Genomic DNA, 22,319 nt, shown 5'->3' with positions numbered 1-22,319 from the left:
ATGAACATGAGCATGAATGAACAGACCCTAGGCACCAGCTTCACGCTGACGCTGGACGGCGTTGAGGTCAGCGCTTACCCCGGTGAAAGCCTCTGGCAGGTGGCCAAGCGCGCCGGCGAGACCATTCCCCACCTGTGTTTCAAGGACGCCAGCGGCTACCGCGCCGACGGTAACTGCCGCGCCTGCATGGTGGAAATCGAGGGCGAGCGCACCCTGGCTGCCAGCTGTCTGCGCGAAGCAGCCCCGGGCATGGTGGTTAATAGTGCAAGCTCCGAACGCGCGCACACGGCCCGTAAAATGGTCATGGAGATGCTGCTGGTTGATCAACCCGAGCGGGAGGATAGCCCCGACCGTGCCAGCCATTTCTGGGCCATGGCCGACCAACTGGCTATTGATGCCACGGCGGTGCGCCGCAAGCTACCCCGGCGCGACGAGCGCGAAACACCCACCGTGCACCATGTGGCTTCCCGGGCGGATAGCCAGGCGCAAGACAGCAGCCACTCTGCCATGCGCGTCAATCTTGACGCCTGCATCGAGTGCAACCTGTGCGTGCGCGCCTGCCGCGAAGTACAGGTCAACGACGTTATCGGCCTGGCACATCGCGGGGCGGCGTCCAAGATCGTGTTTGATTTCGACGACCCCATGGGGGATAGCACCTGCGTGGCCTGTGGTGAGTGCGTTCAGGCCTGCCCCACCGGCGCCCTGATGCCCGCTACCCTGGTGGATGAGGCAGGGCGCGGCGATTCTGCGGTGGCTGACCGCAAGGTCGACTCGGTATGCCCCTATTGCGGAGTGGGCTGCCAGCTCACCTACCATATCAAGGACGATGAGATCCTTTATGTGGAAGGCCGTGACGGCCCCTCCAACCAGAACCGGCTGTGTGTCAAAGGTCGCTTTGGCTACGACTATCCGCGCCATCCCTCCCGACTGACCACCCCGCTGATTCGTCGTGAGGGTATGGCGAAAGGGATCGACCCTGACTTCGATCCTGCCAAACCGCTAACTCATTTCCGCGAGGCGAGCTGGAATGAAGCTCTTGATTTTGCTGCCAGCGGACTTGTCGACCTTAAAGCTATCTATGGCCCCGACGCCCTGGCCGGGTTCGGCAGTGCCAAGTGCTCCAATGAAGAGGCGTGGCTGTTCCAGAAGCTGGTGCGTACCGGCTTTGGCTCCAACCATGTGGATCACTGTACTCGCTTATGCCACGCAAGCTCAGTGGCGGCACTCATGGAGTGTATCGGTTCAGGCTCGGTAACCGCCTCCTTTATGCAGGCCAGCCAAGCCGATGTGGTGATTCTTACCGGGTGCAACCCGGCAGTGAACCATCCGGTAGCGGCCACCTTCTTCAAGCAGGCCGCCAAACGCGGTACCAAGATCGTGATTATCGACCCCCGTGGACAAGCGCTGGATGCCTACGCCCACCTGAGCGTGCGCTTTTCACCCGGCGCCGATGTGGCGCTGTTTAATGCCATTCTCAATGTGGTTATCAGCGAAGAGCTTTATGATACGGCCTATATCGCCGAGCATACCGAAGGCTTTGAAGCACTGAAAACGCACACGGTGGATATGACCCCCGAAGCGATGAGCGGTTTGTGCGGCGTTGAGCCCGAGACCATTCGCGAAGTGGCTAGGCTCTACGCCAACGCCGAGCGGGCAATGATTTTCTGGGGCATGGGCATTTCCCAGCACACCCACGGTACCGATAACGCCCGCTGCCTGATCTCGCTGGCCTTGGCCTGCGGCCAGACCGGTCGCCCTGGCACCGGCCTGCACCCTTTGCGGGGGCAGAACAATGTTCAGGGGGCGTCTGATGCGGGGCTGATACCCATGGTCATGCCGGACTACCAGCCGGTGAACGATGATCAGGTACGCGCGGCGTTCGAAGAACTGTGGAATACCAAACTGGATCCCACGCCGGGTCTCACCGTGGTGGAAATCATGGATGCCATCACCGCAGGCACTATTCGCGGCATGTATATCCAGGGTGAAAACCCGGCGATGTCCGACCCGGATTTGGCCCATGCCCGGGCTGCCCTGGCCAAGCTGGAGCATCTGGTGGTGCAGGATCTGTTTGTCACTGAGACCGCCCAGTTCGCCGATGTCATCCTGCCTGCCTCTGCCTGGCCGGAGAAGGATGGGTCGGTTACCAATACGAATCGTCAGGTACAGCTGGGGCGTGCGGCGGTGCCGCTCCCCGGCCAGGCCAAGCCGGACTGGTGGATCATTCAGGAAGTTGCCAATCGCTTTGGTCTGGGTTGGAACTATCAGCATCCGCGGGACGTGTTTGCCGAGATGAAGCGCGGCATGGCCTCGCTGAATCATATTTCCTGGGAGCGCCTGGAGCGCGAGCAGTCGGTCACCTATCCCTGCTCCGCAGAAGATGCGCCGGGGCAAGACGTGGTCTTTTCTGAGGCCTTCCCCACGGCCAGTGGCCGAGCAAAGTTTGCGCCTACCCGCCCGCTGCCCCCGGATGAGCCGGTGGACAATGATTATCCGACGGTGCTGACCACCGGGCGTCAGCTGGAGCACTGGCATACCGGCTCCATGACTCGCCGCGCCAAAGTGCTCGACGACCTGGAGCCGGAAGCAGTAGCAAGCCTGTCGCCCGCTGAGCTTATCCGGCTTGGGATGGTGCCAGGCGATGATCTGACGATTGCCACCCGGCGAGGAGCTATCACCCTCAAAGTGAGGACGGATCCAGGCATGCCGGAGGGGATGGTCTTCGTGCCCTTCTGCTACGGAGAAGCGGCGGCGAACCTACTGACCAACCCGGCGCTGGACCCGTTCGGCAAGATACCGGAGTTCAAGTACGCGGCTTGTCATTTGAGCCCTGCGGGTGAGGAGGCCTGATCAATGACAACGACCTATCGCAACGACCTATCGCAACGACCTATCGCCCAGGGAGAAACCTCCATGCGCGATGCCATGATTCGACTTTAAAGGCACCCGGCCGTAGTTGACTTTGCTGTGCCTGTGGCATGTTGATATTCAACGCTAATTGTCCCGACGAAAATTGTCATGCGCCACGAGCAACCCTTATGGTCGTTAACAAGCATTAAGAAAAAAATATAAATCAATCAGGTTCTAGGGGATGCGTGTCGGGGTGTGAGTGCGCGTTGGATTGTGCGCTCGCCTTGCCGCAACGGGACTGTCACGGGGAATATGCATGAACGAGACCCTTGCAGACGCTGGGGTGGAAACGGCAGTGACGTCAGACGCGTCGTCGTGTTTTGCCCGCTTCGTCAATGTCCAAAAGAGTTACGACGGTGTCGAGTTGGTCGTCAAGGATTTCAATCTTGATATACGCAAGGGCGAATTCGTTACCCTGCTAGGCCCTTCGGGCTCCGGTAAGACCACCTGCCTGATGATGATGGCAGGCTTTGAAACCCCCACCCACGGTGAAATTCTGCTGAAAGATGAGCCGATCAGTGGCTTGCCGCCGCATAAGCGCGGCATCGGCATGGTGTTCCAGAACTATGCGCTGTTCCCACACATGACGGTAGCCGAGAATCTTGCCTTCCCGCTTGAGGTGCGCCATCTCAGCAAGGCAGAGATTAAGGAAAAAGTGGCCAAGGCACTGGCTATGGTGCGCTTGGAGGAGTTTGGCGATCGCCGACCGGCGCAGCTCTCTGGCGGCCAGCAGCAGCGCGTGGCGTTGGCTCGCGCACTGGTGTTCGAGCCTGAACTGGTGCTGATGGACGAACCGCTGGGCGCGCTGGACAAGAACCTGCGTGAAGAAATGCAGTACGAGATCAAACGCATTCATGCCCGCCTCGGCGTCACCATGATCTACGTCACCCACGATCAGACCGAAGCATTGACCATGTCTGACCGCATTGCGGTCTTCAACGACGGCATTGTGCAACAGTTAGCCTCGCCGGATGAACTTTACGAGCGGCCAGAAAACGCTTTCGTCGCTTATTTTATTGGCGAAAACAATCGATTGGTTGGCGAGGTCAGCGAGCACCTCGGCGATAACTGCAAGGTGCGCCTGGATAGCGGCGACACAGTGATTGCCAAGTCGATAGCCGTGGGCGGCGTAGGCTCGCGCACGACGCTGTCGCTAAGACCTGAGCGGGTCAGCATTCTGTCGGGGGATGCCGAAGAACAATTCGACAACCAGTTCACCGCCACCGTGCAGGAGGTCATCTACCTGGGCGACCACCTGCGTACGCGGGTAACGGTGTGCGGTAACGATGACTTCATTCTGAAGACGGCCAATGCGCAAGGTGTTGGTGTTATGCGCCCTGGTCAGCACATTCAGGTTGGCTGGTCGAGTGCCGATTGCCGCGCGCTGGATGCCTGAGCAGGACAGTCGTCAAGTTCGTCAGTCAGAATCGGTAGCCAAGCTATTAGTATCGCGGCATCCCCTGGTGCCGACGGCAAGTGCAACAACAAACGGAGAAACTCTATGAAGGCTATTATCCGCAAGCGTGTTCTCAAGACAGGTATCGCTGTCGTGGGGCTGTCGACTCTTGCCGTGGCGGTCAGCGCCCATGCCCAGCAGACGTTGAACATTGTGTCCTGGGGCGGTGCTTACAGCATGAGCCAGCACGAAGCTTACGATAAACCGTGGATGGAGAAGACCGGCGACGAGATCGTCAACATTGACCGCAGCGGTAACGCATTGGCGGGCCTGCGTGCTCAATCCCAGGCTGGCAACGTGACCTGGGACCTGGTCGACATGCTTCCCGCCGATGCCATGATCGCCTGTGCCGAAGGGCTTATCGAGCCGCTTGATCACGATGAGCTGCTGGCCGACGCCCCGGATGGCACGCCGCCCAGCGAGGATTTCGTCGACGGTGCCTTGGGTGACTGCTTCGTGGCCTCCATCGTCTATTCCAATATCGTCGCCTTTAATAGCGAGATGTTTCCCGAAGACGACCAGCCCAGCACCATCGAGGATGTCTTCGACCTGGAAAACTATCCCGGCAAGCGAGCCCTGCTGCGTAAGCCGATCAACAACATGGAATGGGCCTTGATCGCCGATGGCGTCGAGCGTGACGAGGTCTACGCCATGCTCGAGACCGAAGAGGGCGTACAGCGTGCCTTCGACAAGCTCGATACCATCAAAGACGAAGTCATCTGGTGGGAAGAAGGCGCCCAGCCGCCTCAGCTGTTGGCTGATCAGGAAGTCGCCTTTGCCTCCGCCTACAATGGCCGGATCTTCAATGCCATGGTCACTGAAGACCAACCTTTCGAGATCATTTGGGACGCCCAGGTGTTCGAGCTGGATGGCTGGGTGGTACCTACCGGCAAGCTCGACAAGGTGAAGGACTACCTGTACTTCGCCACCGATACCCAGCGTCTTGCCGATCAGGCGCAGTACATCTCCTATGGCCCGGCACGTCTGTCTTCTTCCGAGTTGGTTTCCACCCATGCCGAAACCGGCATTGAGATGACGCCGCACATGCCGACCCATGAGCCGAACTTTGAAACGGCGCTGCAAAAAGACGACCTGTTCTGGGCCGACTACAACGATGAGCTGACCCAGCGTTTTAACGCCTGGCTGTCCCAGTAAGCTCCTGCCGCCGCTCGGTGAAAACTGGGCGGCGGCATGCCGATAGCCGATCGTTGCTGATCACTTCTTTCGCCAGATGGAGAGACCTACGTGTCCGAATCTCCTGCAGCTCCTTTGACAACGGCCGATGGTGTGCCGCTCAAGGTCAGCCTACGTCGTACTGTGCGACGCTCGAAAATAAAGGCGCTGTTGCTGGTGGCGCCGCTACTGGCATTTCTGTTCATCGCCTTCCTGATGCCTTTGTTCGAAATGCTGTGGCGCAGTGTTGATAATCCTGAAGTGTCTACCCACCTATCGCGTACCGTTTCAGCGCTGGAAGGCTGGAACGGTGAGTCGTTACCTGATGAAGCCACCTTTGCTGCCTTGGCCGAGGATCTCCGCGAAGGCCAGCAGGAACGCAACTTGGGCCTATTGTCCAGCCGACTGAACTACGAAAAGTCGGGCATGCGTTCGACCATCAGCCGCACGGCGCGCCGTGTCGGCACGTTGGAACCGCCCTATCGCGAGTCACTCATTGAGGTCAATGACACCTGGGGGGAACTCGATACCTGGAAGCTGATCCAGCGCGAAGCGTCTCCCTATACGATTTCGTATTATCTGGCGGCGGTCGATCTCCAGTTGAGCCCGGACGGTGAGATCGTCCAAGTGCCAGAGCATATGCAGATTCATGCCACGCTATTTTGGCGAACGCTGTGGATGAGCGCCGTTATCACTGGCCTGACGCTACTGCTTGGTTTTCCAGTGGCTTTTCTGCTGGCGAGTCTTCCCGCGCGTCACTCCAATCTGCTGATGATTCTAGTACTGCTGCCGTTCTGGACCTCACTGCTGGTGCGCACCACTACCTGGATCGCTATCCTGCAGTCACAGGGCGTGCTCAACGACGTGATGGTGGCCCTTGGTGTGATTGCCGATGAGGCGCGGTGGCAGATGATCCACAACAAGATGGGCACGATCATCGCCATGACGCATATCCTGCTGCCGTTTATGATCCTCCCGCTCTACTCGGTGATGAAGACCATCCCGCCCAGCTACATGCGCGCGGCACGCTCGTTGGGAGGCAAACCGTTTCTGAGTTTCCGTCGGGTCTACTTTCCGCTGACGATCCCGGGCATTGCCGCTGGCGGGATCCTGGTGTTTATCCTGTCGATCGGCTACTACATCACGCCAGCGCTGGTGGGCGGGCAGTCGGGGCGCTTCATCACTAATTACATCGCCTACCATATGCAGACATCGCTCAACTGGGGGCTGGCCGCCGCGATTGCCTCCATCCTGCTGTTCGTGGTGATTATTTGCTATCTGGTGTTCAACCGTCTGATCGGCGTCGACAAGGTCAAGCTGGGGTAAACCATGGCCATTCCTTCCTACGCCACCCGTGGCGAGCGCATCTGGCACTATCTCTTTCTGTTTATCTGTGGCCTGGTCTTTCTGTTCCTGATAGGGCCGCTACTGGTGATCATCCCGCTGTCATTCAATGCCGAGCCCTACTTCACTTTCAGTAAAAAAATGGTGGCCTTCGACCCGGCCGGTTATTCGTTGCGCTGGTATCAGGATTTCTTTACCTCAAGCGAATGGCTCAACGCTATCAAGAACAGCTTCATCATCGGTATCGCGTCCACGCTGCTGGCCACGGTGCTGGGGACCGTTGCGGCGCTGGGGTTGTCGAGTCGGCACATGCCGGCGCGTGGCGCGATCATGGCACTGTTGATCTCGCCGATGATCGTGCCGCTGATCATCTCCGCGGCGGCGATGTTCTTCTTCTTTTCCAAGGTCAATCTCGCCCAGACCTACGTGGGCGTGATCCTGGCGCATACGGCGCTCGGCATTCCCTTCGTGGTCATCACCGTGACGGCCACGCTATCGAGTTTCGATACCACGCTGATCCGTGCTGCACATAGCCTAGGGGCTAACCCGACACGCACCTTCTTCAAGGTGGTGCTACCACTGGTCACGCCGGGAGTGGTGTCGGGGGCGCTGTTTGCCTTTATTACCTCATTCGATGAAGTCGTCGTGGTGCTGTTCATTGCAGGCCCTGAACAGCGCACCATGCCGATCCAGATGTGGTCGGGCATTCGCGAGCAGATCAGCCCGACGATCCTCGCCGTGGCGACCATGCTGGTGCTGCTCTCGATGTTGCTGCTCACCACCCTTGAGCTATTACGCCGGCGCAGTGAGCGTCTGCGGGGGCTCTCGCCAGACTAAGCCCAAGCAGCATTGGTAGCGCGCCGGTTTGATGCGAAAACTAAAGGTCTTTGACCAACCTGAGCGCGTCGTAGATAGCCGCGTGGGTGTTGCGGGACTCGACAGCATCACCGATCCGAAACAGCTGGAAGCGGCCATCCGGGTTGCTAGTCACGCTCTGGGGGGCGCCCACGATCAGGTCGTCGTAATTCACCTCGCCGCGGTTGCTGGCGTGCGGTTTTAGCTCGAAATAGATATCGGCCATCGGTGTGATGCCGTAGTTGACGACCACTTGGTCGATACGCCGCTCATGCCCACTATCCTGCTGGCCATGAATGGCATAATCGCTGGTGATTTCGGCGAGCAGTTCACTGCCGTCGCGCTGCACGGACTTCAGCCGGTAAGTCGGCGTGAAGGTGACGTTGGCACGCTGCAGGGAACGCATGTAGGGCACCAGGTTCATGGCCATGATCTCTGCGGAGAAGGTGCGGTCCGGCGTCATGATTTCAAGCTCGGCCCCTGCGGCGGCAATGATCTCTGCCGCCTGTAGAGCAGCATGGTCGCCTGCATCGTCGAACAGCAACACCCGTTTGCCCGGTGACACGTGCCCGGAGAGGATGTCCCAGGTATTGACGACTAAGTCGCTGCCGACCGCGGGCTGATCTTCCATGGGGTAGCCGCCGGTGGCCACGATCACCGCATCCGGCTTTTCGGCGCGCACGTCCTCGGCCTCGGCCCAGACGTTGTAGCGAATCTCGACGCCGAGTGCATCACAGCGCGCCAGGCGCCAATCGATGATGCCCAGCATCTCACGACGTCGCTCACTCTGCGCCGTGAGACGTATCTGCCCGCCAGCATCGCTGGCGGCTTCGAATACCACCACCGAGTGGCCACGCTCACCGGCAACACGAGCGGCTTCTAACCCTGCTGGCCCCGCGCCGATAATTACGACTCGCCGTTGCTGTGCCGCCTTGGAAATGGTGTGCGGCATGGTGGTTTCGCGCCCGGTGGCAGCGTTATGAATGCAGTAGGCGGCGCCGCCTTGATAGATGCGATCAAGGCAGTAGTTGGCGCCGACGCAGGGGCGAATCTCTTCCTCTCGCCCTTCGGCGATCTTGCGCACGATATGGGGGTCGGCCATGTGGGCACGGGTCATGCCGATCATGTCGACCTTGCCTGAGGCGATAGCATAACGGGCAGTGGCGACATCCTGGATCTTGGCACCATGGAAGGTGGGGAAGTCGATCTCGCGACGTATTTCACCGGCGAAATCCAGGTGTGGGGCGCTGGGCATGCCTTGGATGGGAATCACGTCGGTGAGCCCTGCGTCGGTGTCGATGTGGCCGCGAACCACGTTGAGGAAGTCGACCAGGCCGCTACTCTTCAAGCGTCGCGATATCTCCATCCCATCGCCGGAGGTCAGCCCACCCGGCAGCATCTCGTCGCCGGTGTAGCGCACGCCTACGATGAACGCTTCACCCACCCGCTGGCGAATAGCGCGCAGCACGTCGAAGGTGAAACGCAGTCGGTTATCGAGATCGCCGCCATAAGGTTCCTCAAGGGTATTGGTCAATGGCGACCAGAACTGATCCATCAGGTGGCCGTAGGCCTGTAGCTCGATGCCATCAAGGCCGGCGGCATGCATGCGCTCGGCGGCATCGGCATAGTCGCGGATCAGGCGCTCGATATCCCAATCCTCTACCTGCTTGGGAAAGGCGCGGTGGGACGCCTCGCGACGATGAGAAGGCGACACCGCTGGCAGCCAGTCGCCCTTGTCCCAACGGGTGCGCCGGCCCAGGTGGGTGAGTTGGATCATCACTGCGGTGCCGTGCTCGTGACAGGCGTCGGTCAGCTCACGCATCCAGGGCACTACTTCATCCTGATAGGCGAGGATGTTGTTGAACACGGGTGGGCTGTCCTTGGCCACCGCCGCGGATCCTGCCGTCATGGTCAGGCCAAGGCCTGCCTTGGCGCGCTCGACGTGGTAGGCACGGTAGAGTGCCTTGGGCATCCCATCCTCAGGATAAGCGGGCTCATGGGCTGTCATCATCAGCCTGTTTTTCAGGGTTAGATGCTTGAGCTGGAAGGGCTGCAGCAGCGGATCGTTATCCATGGGAAGCGCTCTATTTTATTGTGTATTTGACAAATTTAGGCGTCCATGTTCATAGTTGTCAATATAATGTTCATATATGTACATAGCGGCAAAGCTGTGGACAGAGCAGGTCGTCATCACATAGTAGGAGCGCTGCTGGCACGAGGTTGGTTTATGGACTAGGAGGCGGGGAAATGGAGCAAAACTTTGTGATTGGAATTATCGGTGGACAGGGGTGGATGGGGCGGGCTCTCGGGCTTGCCCTGCTGGAGCAGGGTATTGTGTCTGCTGATCGATTAGTCGTTTCATCGCGCTCCGGAAGCAACAACGCTTACTGCGATTGGCGTGGCGTTCGCTGTGTTAAGAACAACCGTGAATTGGTCGGGTTGGTTGACGTCGTCGTACTTTCGGTACGTCCGCAAGATCTCGCCAGCGTCGATATCGATGCTGGCGGGAAGTTGGTTATCTCCCTGTTGGCGATGGCTTCCTTGCAGGAGGTCTCTAGTCGAGCGGGGAGTGGCCGGGTAGTGCGTGCCATGCCGAACGCGGCGGCGGAAATCCGTCGGGCCTATTTCCCCTGGTTTGCTGCACAGCAGGTCACAGAGGCTGACAAGCGACTAGTTCAAACGTTGTTGGAGAGCTGCGGCAAAGCACGGGAGGTCGCCAACGAGCGTGATCTCGATTATCTGACGGTCTTGAGTGGGGCTGGGCCTGCTTACCCCGCTTTGCTGGCGCAATCAATGTTGGAGCACGCTAAGCAGATGGGGATCGCCGACGATATCGCACTTGAGGCCGTCATGCAGACCCTGGTAGGCGGCAGCCTGTTGCTGGAAAGGCTGGGAACCGATCCCGGTGATATGGTTGAGCGACTGATTGCTTATGACGGCACTACGGCCCAGGGGCTGCGAACAATGCTGGATGAGGGAATCGACCAAGCGGTTCATCGTGGGCTTGAGGCGGCCCACCGGGTAGCCAATGGCACGGATAAGACGCCTCCATAGGCCCTACTGAAGTTGATCGTTTGGAAGAGCGCAGAGCGCAACACTGCGTCTCTTAGGTGCCCTTATTCTTTTGTTCCTCTATTCCGCTATATATCCATGGCGGGCATGGAAGCGTTGCAATTCCCTTGCGCCAGGGGGCTGGCCGGTGAAGATTTCGACATAGGCGGGGATGCGCTGCATGCGCACCTCGAGCGGTTCCTGGGTCTTCATCGAGATATAGCCGATCTGGGTTAGGTAGATGGTGCGGCCACGAACGTTGGCCGCCAGCGAATCATAGCCGTAACGCTGGAACATTCGCGCCAGTGCTTCGATACGGGTGGCATCAGCCGCATCGATTTCACTCACTACGGATGCTGACTGTAGCGCCCAACTGCGCATGGCGAACTCTAGCGGGGAGTCGAACAGGGTAGGGTCCAGCCAGCAGTCGAAGACATTGAGCATCGCCTCGACGATATTTTCGGCATAGGCTTCGGTCTGATGCACTAGCCCTTGGGTATTCTTTTCACGCCAGCGTGCGATCAGTGCCTCCAGCAGCGCCTCGCGATCCTTGAAGAACCAGTAAAAACTGGTTCGAGAAAGCTTTAGTCGCTTGGCCAGGGAAAGAATGCGTACGCTATCGACGCCGGATTCCAGTAGCAGCTCGAACGCCGCATCAAGCCAGACGTCTTGGGAGCCCTTAGCGGCGGGCGTATCGGTGGGTGGCATTGAGCAGGTCTCTAAGAATAGTCTAGGAATAGTGTGGCAAAGTGTACACAGGTGTCTCTTATGTGTACACGTTGTCAGCTACTCTGGCTAAGTCCTAGTGACGGTAAACGTCGCTGCTTTGATCCTTCACATTTTAACCTCGGGCTAAATGTAACGTCGGCGCATCGTGTTCTAAATTCTCAAGCATACGAGCAGCGTACCAGTCGATAAAGTCGATAACACCGAACTCATAGGTCTCGGAGTAGGGGCCGGGTTGGTAAGCCTTGGAGTTAATGCCACGCTGGTTCTCCTCGGCGAGTTGGCGGTCCTGATCGTTGGTAACATCCCACACGCGGCGCAACTTTTCAGGGTCGTAGTCAACGCCTTCCAAGGCGTCCTTGTGAACCAGCCACTTGGTGGTCACCACGGTTTGTTGCGGGCCAAGCGGCAGCACGCGAAATACCACCGCATGATCGCCCATGAAGTGGTTCCATGAGTTGGGCAGATGCAGAATGCGCAGGGAGCCCATGTCAGGGCTTGATAAGCGCCCCATCAGCTTCTGACAGCCAGGTTGGCCGTCCATAGTCATCGACACAATGCCATCCAGCAGCGGCGTGCGGGTCAAGCGGTTGCGCTTGCCAAGCCGCGTCAACTGGTGAGGAACCTGCTCCCGATCCCAATCCGCCTGTTTGCGGGCCACCAAAGCTTTGTAGGCGGGCGTTGCGCGGGGGTCGTCGGTGTCATCAAACTCCTGCAGCGAGTTCAGCAGCTCAGGGTGAGCGCCGTTGCAGTGATAGCACTCGCGGTTGTTTTCGATGACGAGCTTCCAGTTGGCTTGCTCTACGATACTGGACTCGACGGCGACCTTGACGTTGTCCATCTGGTACGGCTCGAGGTAATGCTCAAGCGTTGTCAGAAAATCATCAATCGCGGGTGGTTCATCGCTCAGGTTGATAAAGATGAAGCCGCCGGCGGTGCGCACGTTGACCGGCTTGAGGCCAAACTGGTTGAGGTCGAAGTCAGTGCCCATGTCGCTGCCGGCAAACAGCAAGCGACCATCAAGTTCGTAGGTCCACTGGTGGTAGGGGCAGACGAGCTTGGCCACCTTGCCCTTATCTTTCGTGCAAAGACGCGAGCCGCGGTGGCGGCAGACGTTGTGAAACGCATGAATAATGCCTTCACTGCCGCGCACGATGACAATGGGGTTATCGCCAATATCCAGTGTCATGAAGTTACCCTTGGCCGGGATCTCGCACGTCATGCCAGCAAACAGCCATTCCTTCTCGAACACTTCCTGCATATCAAGCGCGAACAGGCGGGCATCGTTATAAAACGGTTGCGAAAGCGAAAAGGTACGCCCTCTTTCCTGCAGCATCTGGACCGTTGCCGCCCGCGCCGCGGCGAGTGGGTCATCCATCCGGTTAGAAACACTTTTTTCCATTACCAGTATCCTCGTAAACCTCCGCTCCCCCCTCAAAGGGCTGCGAATCGGCCGATAGTCAAGATTGCTTATCTTGTTGTTCTGTTGCGTAACCTGGCGTTTGATTTAAATGTGGCCTGACGTCAGGCACCGATTGTGTTGCAGGCGCTGCACTGCCAATTATCTGCCCGCGACATTAGATGGCGTAGCGGCGACTAAAAAAGAGGTTTCTAAACGATAGAGAGTGGCACGAGGTAAGTGTGAGTCGCTGTCAGGTAAGTCGGTTAGCAAGTGCATACCCAAAATGCAGCTCAAAGGTGCTGGCTGTATCGCAAATACGGTTCGGCGATGCATAGTGATGAAGGCTGTTCAGGCAGAGGCGATAATGACAACTAATTTCTTCAATCCGGTCACGACCCAAACCTGGACCAATGGCCGTCACCAGGTGCGGTGCGTCAAGGTGATCCAGGAAACCCAGGATGTACGCACGTTCTGTTTTATGGCCGAGCAGCCTGTGCTGTTCTTCTTCAAGCCGGGTCAGTTCGTGACGCTGGAGCTTGAGATTGATAATCAGCCGATCATGCGCTCCTATACGATCTCCAGCTCTCCCTCCATTCCGTATAGCTTTTCCATTACCGTTAAGCAGATTCCGGGGGGCAAGGTTTCTAATTGGCTGCACGCCAATTTAAAGGTGGGCGACGAGCTGGTGGTGCACGGGCCGGTAGGCAATTTTAACTCTATCGATTTCCCTGCCGAAAAAGTGTTATTTCTTTCTGGCGGTGTGGGTATTACCCCCTTGATGTCCATGACGCGCTGGCTGTTTGATACCAATGCCGCTGTGGACGTTGAATTCGTGCATAGCGCCCGGGCCCCTCGCGATGTCATTTATCACCGTGAGCTGGTGCATATGTTTTCGCGCATTCCCGAGTTCAAGCTGCACATCATTTGTGAAAGCAAAGAAGATATTGGCGAGGCATGGGCTGGCTATCGTGGCTACCTCACCCAGCCGCTATTTGAGCTGATAGTGCCGGACTTTATGGAGCGGGAGATCTTTTGTTGCGGTCCAGCACCCTATATGAACGCCATAAAAAGTATTCTGCGCCACCACAATTTTGACATGAGTCATTATCACGAAGAGCTATTTGGCGCCACGCCGATCGACGTTCGTGAGGAGGTACGTGAGCTGGCCGAGCAGGCAGAGGTTGACGCCGAAAATGTCGATACCAGTGAATTGCACAGCATTGAATTTGCGTCTTCAGGGAAAAGTGTCCGTATCCAACCGGGTGAGACGGTTCATGCGGCAGCAGCGAAGCTGGGCCTGCATATTCCCAAAGCTTGCGGTATGGGGATTTGCGGTACTTGCCGAGTAGAACTCAAATCAGGTGAGGTGGAAATGGAACATAACGGCGGTATTACCGAAGAAGATGTTGAAGAGGGCTACATTCTGTCTTGCTGTAGTCGGCCTAAAGGGGATCTGGTGGTGGATTTTTAGCCCATACAAGTATCTTGCTGCTGAGTCATAAGCGCCCTAAACGGTTACTCGCCCGTCTAGGGCGCTTTGCTTTTTTGGCGGCGTCAGGCGTGGTATCGGCTAAATGTTGCCGATGTCGCAAATACATCGTTTGGTGACGTCGGTAAGCATCTTGGGGCCGGACACCAACGATAGTATCGCGGTAACAACGCGTTGATAGGGACTTTGGTTGAAAGCGACCTGGGTTTATCAGCATTAAAGAGTATGTCCAGCACTTAATAAAAAAGTGACTCATCAGGAGGCGGTAATGCTTCAAAATAATTTTTCGCCCAACGCCCGCTTGGCCAATTACGACTCGTTGCTTGCTGAGGCAATTGCTGAAGAAACGGTTCGCCAAGAAGCGCATATTGAATTGATCGCCTCCGAAAATTACACCAGCAAACTTGTGATGGAAGCGCAAGGCACACAGCTGACCAACAAGTATGCTGAAGGTTATCCAGGTCGCCGTTACTACGGCGGGTGTGAGTTCGTTGACAAGGTTGAAGCTCTCGCCATTGAGCGAGCTTGTAATTTATTTAGCGCCAACTATGCCAATGTGCAGCCACATTCCGGGGCTCAGGCTAATGCCGCCGTCTTCATGGCGCTGGTCTCTCCGGGCGATACCGTGTTGGGGATGAGCTTGGCCCACGGCGGCCACTTAACCCATGACGCAGCCCCTAATTTCTCGGGCAAGCACTACAACGCCGTACAGTATGGCCTCAAGCCGGAAACCGGCGAAATCGACTACGAAGAAGTTGAGCGCCTGGCGCGTGAACATCAGCCGAAGATGATCATTGCGGGATTCTCTGCTTACTCACGCGTAGTGGACTGGCGGCGTTTTCGCACTATCGCCGATGAAGTGGGCGCTTGGTTGATGGTCGATATGGCGCATGTTGCGGGCTTGGTTGCCGCTGGCCTCTACCCAAGCCCGCTCCCATTTGCGCATGTGGTGACCACGACGACCCACAAAACGCTGCGTGGCCCTCGGGGTGGTTTGATACTCTCTGCCCATGGCGACGAAGCGCTCTATAAAAAGCTTAATGGGGCCGTGTTCCCAGGTCAGCAGGGCGGGCCGTTGATGCATGTGATCGCCGCCAAGGCGGTGGCTTTTAAGGAGGCCATGAACCAGGCGTTTGTGCGCTATCAACAGCAGGTGATTGATAACGCTCGGGCGATGGCCAAGGTGTTCATGGAGCGTGGCTACGACGTGGTGTCCGGCGGTACCGACGACCACCTCTTTTTGGTCTCGCTCATCCGCCAAGGCATTACCGGTAAAGATGCGGATGCAGCCCTTGGTCGCGCGCACATTACGGTGAATAAAAACACGGTGCCCAACGACCCGCAAAGCCCCTTTGTGACGTCTGGCCTGCGTATTGGTACCCCGGCGGTCACCACGCGTGGTTTTGATGCCCACGAGTGTAGTGAGTTGGCGGGATGGATTTGCGACATCTTGGACGAGCTGGCCGCAGGCAAAGACACCGCTTCCATTGAAGCTAAAGTGCAAGCCAAAGTGGCTGATGTGTGTGCCCGGCATCCTGTCTACGCTGAAACTGTCGCTGAAGCCATCGCTTGAGAGGAGACCCCTATGCAACGCTATTCCGGCTTCGGCCTGGTCAAGCACGCGCTGAGCCACCACGAGAACTGGGAACGCCAGTGGCGCAGCCCCACGCCCAAGAAGCAGTACGATGTGATCATCGTCGGTGGTGGCGGCCACGGCTTGGCCACGGCCTATTACTTGGCGAAAGAGTTCGGCGTCAAGAACGTGGCGGTGATTGAGAAGGGCTGGCTGGGTGGCGGCAACACCGCCCGTAATACCACTATCGTGCGTTCCAACTATTTATGGGACGAATCGGCCGTCCTTTACGAACATGCCATGAAATTGTGGGAAGGGCTCTCGCAGGATCTGAACTATAACGTGATGTTCTCCCAGCGAGGGGTGCTCAACCTCGGGCATACCCTGCAGGACATGCGCGATATCCAGCGTCGGGTAAATGCCAATCGGCTGAATGGCATTGACGGTGAAGTTTTAGACGCCAAAGGAGTGCAGGAGCTAGTGCCGATTATGGACTGCTCCAAGAACGCTCGCTACCCGGTGATGGGCGCCTCCTGGCAGCCGCGCGCCGGCGTGGCGCGCCACGATGCCGTGGCCTGGGGCTACGCCCGCGGCGCCGATGCTCACGGCGTGGATATTCTCCAGCAGACCGAAGTCACCGGCTTCAAGATTCGTGACGGCCAGATCTACGGTGTACACACCAACCGGGGCGATATTGAAGCCAAAACCGTCGGTTGCGTGACCGCCGGTAACTCCAGCGTGCTGGCCAAGATGGGCGGCTTTAACCTGCCGTTGGAGTCCCATCCGCTGCAAGCCTTAGTCTCTGAGCCGATCAAACCTATTCTCGATACGGTGGTGATGTCGAACCAGGTGCATGGCTACATCAGCCAGTCCGACAAGGGCGACCTGGTGATCGGCGCAGGCATCGATGGCTATAACGGCTATGGTCAACGCGGCAGTTATCCCACCGTGGAGCACACGCTCCAGGCGATCGTTGAAATGTTCCCGATTTTCTCGCGGGTGCGCATGAACCGCCAGTGGGGTGGCATCGTCGATACCTGCCCGGACGCTTGCCCGATCATCTCCAAAACACCGGTGAAAGGTCTGTACTTCAACTGCGGTTGGGGCACCGGCGGCTTCAAGGCGACGCCAGGGTCGGGGCATGTGTTTGCCGCCAGCCTGGCCAAGGGGGAAATGCACCCCATCGCCGAGCCGTTCTCCATGTTCCGCTTCCACAGCGGCGCACTGATCGACGAACACGGCGCTGCCGGCGTTGCCCACTAGGGTTCATACGAGAGGAGTATTCGCATGTTCTATATCTACTGCCCCTACTGCGGCGAACACCGTGAGGAAGAGGAATTCCACCCCAAGGGCCAGGCGCATATCGAGCGCCCCAAGGAGCCCGAGGCGTGTAGCGACGAAGAGTGGGGGGATTACCTGTTCTTCCGTGACAACCCCCGTGGCGTTCACCATGAAATGTGGGTGCATGCGGTGGGTTGCCGCAAGTTTTTCAACGTGACGCGTCACACCGTGAGCTACGAGATTCTCGAGACCTACAAAATGGGCGAGCAGCCGTCGATTACCGCTGACAGCCAGACTAAGCCTCGCGAAGCCGCCGCGGTAAACCAACAAGAAGGAGTGCGGGCATGAGCCAGTCCAAGCAACAAGTGTTCCGCCTTAACACGGGCGGGCGTATCGACCGCTCCCGCACGTTGAGCTTTACCTTTAACGGTCAGCGTTACCAAGGACACCCCGGGGATACTCTGGCTTCGGCGCTGCTGGCTAATGGCGTGGATATCGTTAACCGCAGCTTTAAATACTCTCGGCCCCGCGGCATTGTCGCTGCGGGCGCCGAGGAGCCCAATGCCATCGTACAGCTAGGCAGCAGTGAAGCGGCCCAGGTGCCCAATGTACGCGCCACCCAGCAGGCGCTATATGAAGGTTTGGCCGCCAGCAGCACCAATGGCTGGCCGAACGTACAGCGCGACCTGATGGGCCTGTTCGGCAAGCTGGGCGGGCAGTTCATGCCGCCGGGCTTCTACTACAAGACCTTTATGGCGCCGGCCTCGATGTGGCTGACCTACGAGAAGTACATCCGCAAGGCGGCGGGGCTGGGTCGCAGCCCCATGGAAGCCGATCCGGATAACTATGATCACTTCAATCAGCACTGCGATGTGCTGGTCGTCGGTGCAGGCGCCGCGGGTCTGGCGGCAGCGCTGGCTGCCGCGCGCAGCGGCGCCCGGGTGATGGTGGCCGATGAGCAGGAAGAGATGGGCGGCTCGCTGTTGGCCAGCCGCGAAACCCTGGATGGCAAGCCGGCGGATCAGTGGGTGGCCCGGGTGCTGGATGAGCTGGCCGGTTGCGAAAACGTCACGCTGCTGCCGCGCACCACGGCTAACGGTTATCACGACCACAATTTTGTGACGCTGCATGAGCGGCGTACCGAGCACCTAAGCGATACGGCGCCGGTGGAAAATGGCCACCGTCAGGTGCGCGCACGCCTGCACCGGGTTCGCGCTGGCCAGGTGATCCTGTCCACGGGCGCCCACGAGCGTCCGCTGGTCTACGCGGGCAATGACGTGCCGGGCAACATGCTGGCTGGCGCTGTGTCGACCTACATTCGCCGCTATGGCGTGGCACCGGGCCACAAACTGGTGCTCTCCACCAGCAACGACTACGGCTACCGCGCTGCCCTGGACTGGAAAGAGGCCGGCTGCGAGGTCGTCGCTATCGTGGACGCCCGCGAGGCGCTGGCGGGCGACTGGGTGGATGCCGCCCGCGCCCAGGGCATCAAGATTATTACGGGCAGCGCCGTTATCGAGGCGAAGGGCAGCAATCGGGTCACCGCGGCACGGGTCGCCAAGATTGATATTGTCGCTTTCAAAGTGAGCGGCCCGGTTCAGGAGTTGGCCTGCGACACCATCGCCAGCTCCGGCGGCTACAGCCCGGTGATTCACTTGGCGTCCCACACTGGCGCGCGGCCTACCTGGCGCGACGATATTATTGGCTTCGTGCCGGGGCTGGTGAAGGGCGTGCAGGCTTGTGGCGGTGCTAAAGGTACCTATGCGTTGGGTGACGTACTTGCCGAGGGTCTCGAGGCGGGCATCAGGGCGGCAGCCGCCACTGGGCACACCGCCCAGGCGGTTAACCTACCTAGCGCCGAACGTCTTCAGCAGGGGCCTGCAGTAGCCCTGTTTCAGGTGCCCCATGAGAAGCCCACGCTGCGCGGTCCCAAGCAGTTCGTCGACCTGCAGAACGACGTCACCGCGGCGGGCATCGAGCTGGCTACCCGGGAAGGCTTCGAGTCCATCGAGCATATCAAGCGCTATACCGCCATGGGCTTCGGTACGGATCAGGGCAAGCTGGGCAACATCAACGGCATGGCGATTGCCGCCCGTTGCTTGAATCGCTCGATTCCCGAGGTGGGCACCACGGTGTTCCGTCCTAACTACACCCCGGTCACCTTCGGTGCCATCGTCGGTCGCCACTGTCGTGACCTGTTCGACCCCGAGCGCTACACCGCGCTGCACCAGTGGCACGTAGAGCGCGGCGCCGAGTTCGAGGACGTCGGCCAGTGGAAGCGGCCCTGGTACTATCCACAAAAGGTGAATGGCAAGGCCGAGACGATACAGGAGGCGGTTGCTCGCGAGTGCCTGGCGGTTCGCGAGAAGGTCGGTATCCTCGATGCCTCGACGCTTGGCAAAATCGATATTCAAGGGCCGGATGCGCGTGAGTTTCTGGCCCGGATTTATACCAACAAGTGGGAGAAACTGGCGGTCGGCAAGTGCCGTTATGGCCTGATGTGCAAGGACGATGGCATGGTTACCGACGATGGTGTGACGAGCTGTCTTGCTGAAAACCACTTTTTGATGACCACCACCACCGGTGGCGCTGCCGCGATTCTGGAATGGTTGGAGTTATGGCATCAGACCGAGTGGCCGGAACTGGATGTCTACTTCTCTTCAGTGACCGACCACTGGGCCACCATGACGATCACCGGCCCGGAAGCGCGCAAGCTGCTCGCTGAGATCAGTGATATCGATCTTGATCGCGATAGCTTTAAGTTTATGGATTGGCGCTCCGGGAAAGTGGCGGGGGTACCTGCACGGGTCTTTCGTATCTCCTTTACTGGCGAGCTGACCTTTGAGATCAACGTGCAAGCCAACTACGCCATGCATGTCTGGCAGACCCTGTTCAAGCACGGCGAAAAGTATGGCTTGACGCCCTATGGCACCGAAACCATGCACGTTCTGCGCGCTGAAAAGGGCTTCATCATCGTGGGCCAGGAAACCGACGGCTCCGTTACCCCAGAAGACCTGGGTATGCAGTGGGCGATCGGCTACGACAAACCCTACTCATGGATTGGTAAGCGGGCCCTGACGCGCAGTGATACCAAACGTGAGAACCGCAAGCAGTTGGTGGGGCTCAGGCCGAAAGACCCGAAGGTGGTTCTCGAAGAGGGTGCCCAGATCGTGCTTGATCCCAAGCATGCGATCCCTATGCCAATGGTGGGGCACGTGACCTCCAGCTATTACAGCCCGATCCTGGATTCAGGCTTTGCGCTAGCGGTGGTCAAGGGTGGCCATCAGAAGCTGGGTGATACGGTCTACCTGCCCATGGCGGATGGACAAACCCATGAGGCTGAAATCGTCAGCACCGTTTTCTACGACCCCAAGGGAGAGCGCCAGCATGTCTAACGCGGCCACCTTCGACACCCGTACTGATACCGCTATTCCGGTAGAGTCCCCGTTAGCCTATAGCTATCGTCGCAGCGGTGCGCCCCAGGCCGGCAGTCCAAGCCGACTTCAGCTACGCGAGCGGGCAATGCTTGGGCATCTGATCCTGCGCGGTGGCGCCATCGTGCTCGACGAGGCGGTGCGTGACGTGCTCGGCATTAGCTTGCCTGGACAACCCCAGGCGTTGGTGCAAGATGCCAGCGGCGAGCGCTCCATTCAGTGGCTCTCCCCGGACGAGTGGCTGGTGATAGTCCCCGGTGGAGAGGAGTTCCCGCTGGAGGCCAAGCTGCGCGAGTATTTGGGCAGCGCCCATTTCGCGATTAGCGACGTCAGCGGTGGTCAGACGCTATTGGAGATTTCCGGCGAAGCAGCCCGAGAGCTGTTGATGAAAACGGTGATCTACGATGTTCACTCCAGCAATTTCCCGGTGGGAAAGGGTGTTACTACCGTCTTCGCCAAGGCGACCACTATCCTGCGTCGTCCCAGTGAAGAGCGCTGGGAGTTAGTGGTGCGACGCAGCTTTGCCGACTACTGCTACCGCTGGTTGCTGGATGCAGCGGCAGAGTATGGCGTAAACGTACAACAATAAGCGGGCAGGCCGGAACGCTGTTCCGGCCGCTATGATCTTCCGCAACGGTCTGCCGCTAACTGAGAAGCATGCACTATGAGCCGAATGAGCGATACCTGGATACTTGCCGCCCAATGCCCCAGCCGCTTGGGAACGGTGGACGTCGTCACGCGCTTTCTAAAAGAGCAGCAGTGCTATATCACTGAACTCAACTCTTTCGATGATCGGCTGGGCGGACGCTTTTTCATTCGCGCTGAGTTTCGCCCAGAGCAAGATGAGTTTCATGAAGAGCGCTTTCACACCGATTTTTCAGCGCGGGCAAGCGAATTCGATATGCAGTTCGAATTGACGGCCCCTGGCAAACGCACCGGCACCGTGATTATGGTCTCCAAAGCCGATCACTGCTTGAATGATCTGCTCTACCGTTATCGGACGGGGCAGCTTCCGCTGGATATCAAAGCGGTGATTTCCAATCATCCCGATTTGGAGCCGTTGGCAGCATGGCACGATTTGCCCTACCACTACCTGCCGATCACGCCCGAGACAAAATTGCAGCAGGAAGCGCAGATACGCGACATCATCGCGGATACCGAAGCTGAATTGGTGGTGCTGGCAAGGTATATGCAAGTGCTTTCGCCCTCCATGTGTGAACTGTTGGCAGGGCGGGCGATTAATATTCACCACTCGCTGCTGCCCGGTTTTAAAGGCGCTAAGCCTTATCATCAGGCGTATGAGAAAGGGGTTAAATTGGTCGGAGCAACGGCCCACTACATTAATAATGACCTTGATGAAGGGCCGATTATTGCCCAGGGGGTCGAGCCTGTGGATCATACCCACTACCCCGAGGATCTGGTGGCCAAGGGGCGTGATATCGAGTGCTTAACGTTGGCCAGGGCGATTAGCTATCATTTGGAACGCCGCGTGTTTTTCTATTCAGGGCGCACGGTGGTGTTTGGTAACTAACGCGCTTTTTCATAATGCGGTTATTAATCAACGCTAATAGTGTTAAAGCGCGCTTTTATAATCGGGCTACTGCTGTCGCCATCAGGCTTTTGAA

At 58.3% G+C, this 22,319-nt stretch carries 16 protein-coding genes; 13 read left to right on the top strand and 3 right to left on the bottom strand.

The window, feature by feature from the left end; genetic code table 11:
- Positions 1-6 precede the first annotated feature (6 nt).
- The 5 genes from fdhF (at position 7) to ACXUPB_RS19480 (ending at position 7,720) form a co-directional block, all read left to right on the top strand.
- Positions 7-2,850 (top strand): formate dehydrogenase subunit alpha, encoded by a 2,844-nt coding sequence (gene fdhF, locus ACXUPB_RS19500; protein ID WP_472954177.1) that lies wholly within the window; start codon positions 7-9, stop codon positions 2,848-2,850.
- A 316-nt stretch (positions 2,851-3,166) separates the two neighbouring features.
- The gene (locus ACXUPB_RS19495; RefSeq protein ID WP_472954175.1) at positions 3,167-4,306 is read left to right on the top strand and encodes an ABC transporter ATP-binding protein; all 1,140 of its coding nucleotides are present in this window, start codon (positions 3,167-3,169) and stop codon (positions 4,304-4,306) included.
- Positions 4,307-4,411: 105 nt separating this feature from the next.
- Positions 4,412-5,521: an extracellular solute-binding protein gene (locus ACXUPB_RS19490; RefSeq protein WP_472954173.1), complete on the top strand. Its 1,110-nt coding sequence runs from the start codon at positions 4,412-4,414 to the stop codon at positions 5,519-5,521.
- 90 nt (positions 5,522-5,611) lie between these two features.
- Positions 5,612-6,865, top strand: a complete 1,254-nt coding sequence (locus tag ACXUPB_RS19485) for an ABC transporter permease (protein WP_472954171.1) — start codon at positions 5,612-5,614, stop codon at positions 6,863-6,865.
- A gap of 3 nt (positions 6,866-6,868) precedes the next feature.
- Positions 6,869-7,720, top strand: a complete 852-nt coding sequence (locus tag ACXUPB_RS19480) for an ABC transporter permease (RefSeq protein ID WP_035560543.1) — start codon at positions 6,869-6,871, stop codon at positions 7,718-7,720.
- A 40-nt stretch (positions 7,721-7,760) separates the two neighbouring features.
- On the opposite strand, the gene ACXUPB_RS19475 is transcribed toward ACXUPB_RS19480, so the two are convergent.
- A complete protein-coding gene (locus tag ACXUPB_RS19475) occupies positions 7,761-9,812 on the bottom strand; it encodes an oxidoreductase (RefSeq protein ID WP_472954169.1) in 2,052 nt (683 codons plus the stop codon).
- A 173-nt stretch (positions 9,813-9,985) separates the two neighbouring features.
- On the opposite strand from ACXUPB_RS19475, the gene ACXUPB_RS19470 reads away from it, so the two are divergent.
- Positions 9,986-10,792: a pyrroline-5-carboxylate reductase family protein gene (locus ACXUPB_RS19470; RefSeq protein ID WP_472954168.1), complete on the top strand. Its 807-nt coding sequence runs from the start codon at positions 9,986-9,988 to the stop codon at positions 10,790-10,792.
- Between the two features lie 78 nt (positions 10,793-10,870).
- Here ACXUPB_RS19470 and ACXUPB_RS19465 read toward each other — a convergent pair whose 3' ends face one another.
- Both ACXUPB_RS19465 and ACXUPB_RS19460 read right to left on the bottom strand, forming a co-directional pair.
- On the bottom strand, positions 10,871-11,497 hold the full coding sequence (locus ACXUPB_RS19465; RefSeq protein ID WP_472954166.1) for a TetR/AcrR family transcriptional regulator: 627 nt from the start codon (positions 11,495-11,497) through the stop codon (positions 10,871-10,873).
- A 133-nt stretch (positions 11,498-11,630) separates the two neighbouring features.
- Complete coding sequence (locus tag ACXUPB_RS19460) at positions 11,631-12,917, bottom strand: aromatic ring-hydroxylating oxygenase subunit alpha (protein ID WP_472954165.1); 1,287 nt, start codon at positions 12,915-12,917, stop codon at positions 11,631-11,633.
- Positions 12,918-13,281: 364 nt separating this feature from the next.
- Here ACXUPB_RS19460 and ACXUPB_RS19455 point away from each other — a divergent pair, with 364 nt between their 5' ends.
- From ACXUPB_RS19455 to purU, 7 genes are all read left to right on the top strand, one after another.
- Positions 13,282-14,388, top strand: coding sequence for an FAD-binding oxidoreductase (locus tag ACXUPB_RS19455; RefSeq protein ID WP_472954163.1), 1,107 nt, complete (start codon positions 13,282-13,284; stop codon positions 14,386-14,388).
- 286 nt (positions 14,389-14,674) lie between these two features.
- A complete protein-coding gene (glyA, locus tag ACXUPB_RS19450) occupies positions 14,675-15,979 on the top strand; it encodes a serine hydroxymethyltransferase (protein ID WP_472954161.1) in 1,305 nt (434 codons plus the stop codon).
- A 12-nt stretch (positions 15,980-15,991) separates the two neighbouring features.
- Positions 15,992-17,242, top strand: a complete 1,251-nt coding sequence (locus ACXUPB_RS19445) for a sarcosine oxidase subunit beta family protein (protein WP_472954159.1) — start codon at positions 15,992-15,994, stop codon at positions 17,240-17,242.
- A gap of 24 nt (positions 17,243-17,266) precedes the next feature.
- Positions 17,267-17,608, top strand: coding sequence for a sarcosine oxidase subunit delta (locus tag ACXUPB_RS19440; RefSeq protein WP_472954157.1), 342 nt, complete (start codon positions 17,267-17,269; stop codon positions 17,606-17,608).
- Positions 17,605-20,655, top strand: a complete 3,051-nt coding sequence (locus ACXUPB_RS19435; RefSeq protein ID WP_472954155.1) for a sarcosine oxidase subunit alpha family protein — start codon at positions 17,605-17,607, stop codon at positions 20,653-20,655. The genes ACXUPB_RS19440 and ACXUPB_RS19435 overlap by 4 nt, the downstream gene beginning before the upstream one ends.
- Positions 20,648-21,283 (top strand): sarcosine oxidase subunit gamma, encoded by a 636-nt coding sequence (locus ACXUPB_RS19430; RefSeq protein ID WP_472954153.1) that lies wholly within the window; start codon positions 20,648-20,650, stop codon positions 21,281-21,283. The genes ACXUPB_RS19435 and ACXUPB_RS19430 overlap by 8 nt, the downstream gene beginning before the upstream one ends.
- A gap of 75 nt (positions 21,284-21,358) precedes the next feature.
- Positions 21,359-22,225 (top strand): formyltetrahydrofolate deformylase, encoded by an 867-nt coding sequence (gene purU, locus ACXUPB_RS19425; RefSeq protein WP_472954150.1) that lies wholly within the window; start codon positions 21,359-21,361, stop codon positions 22,223-22,225.
- Positions 22,226-22,319 lie beyond the last annotated feature (94 nt).

This window comes from Vreelandella sp. DA03-1M, from assembly GCF_055725665.1.
This window is presented reverse-complemented; position numbering and strand designations above follow the sequence as displayed.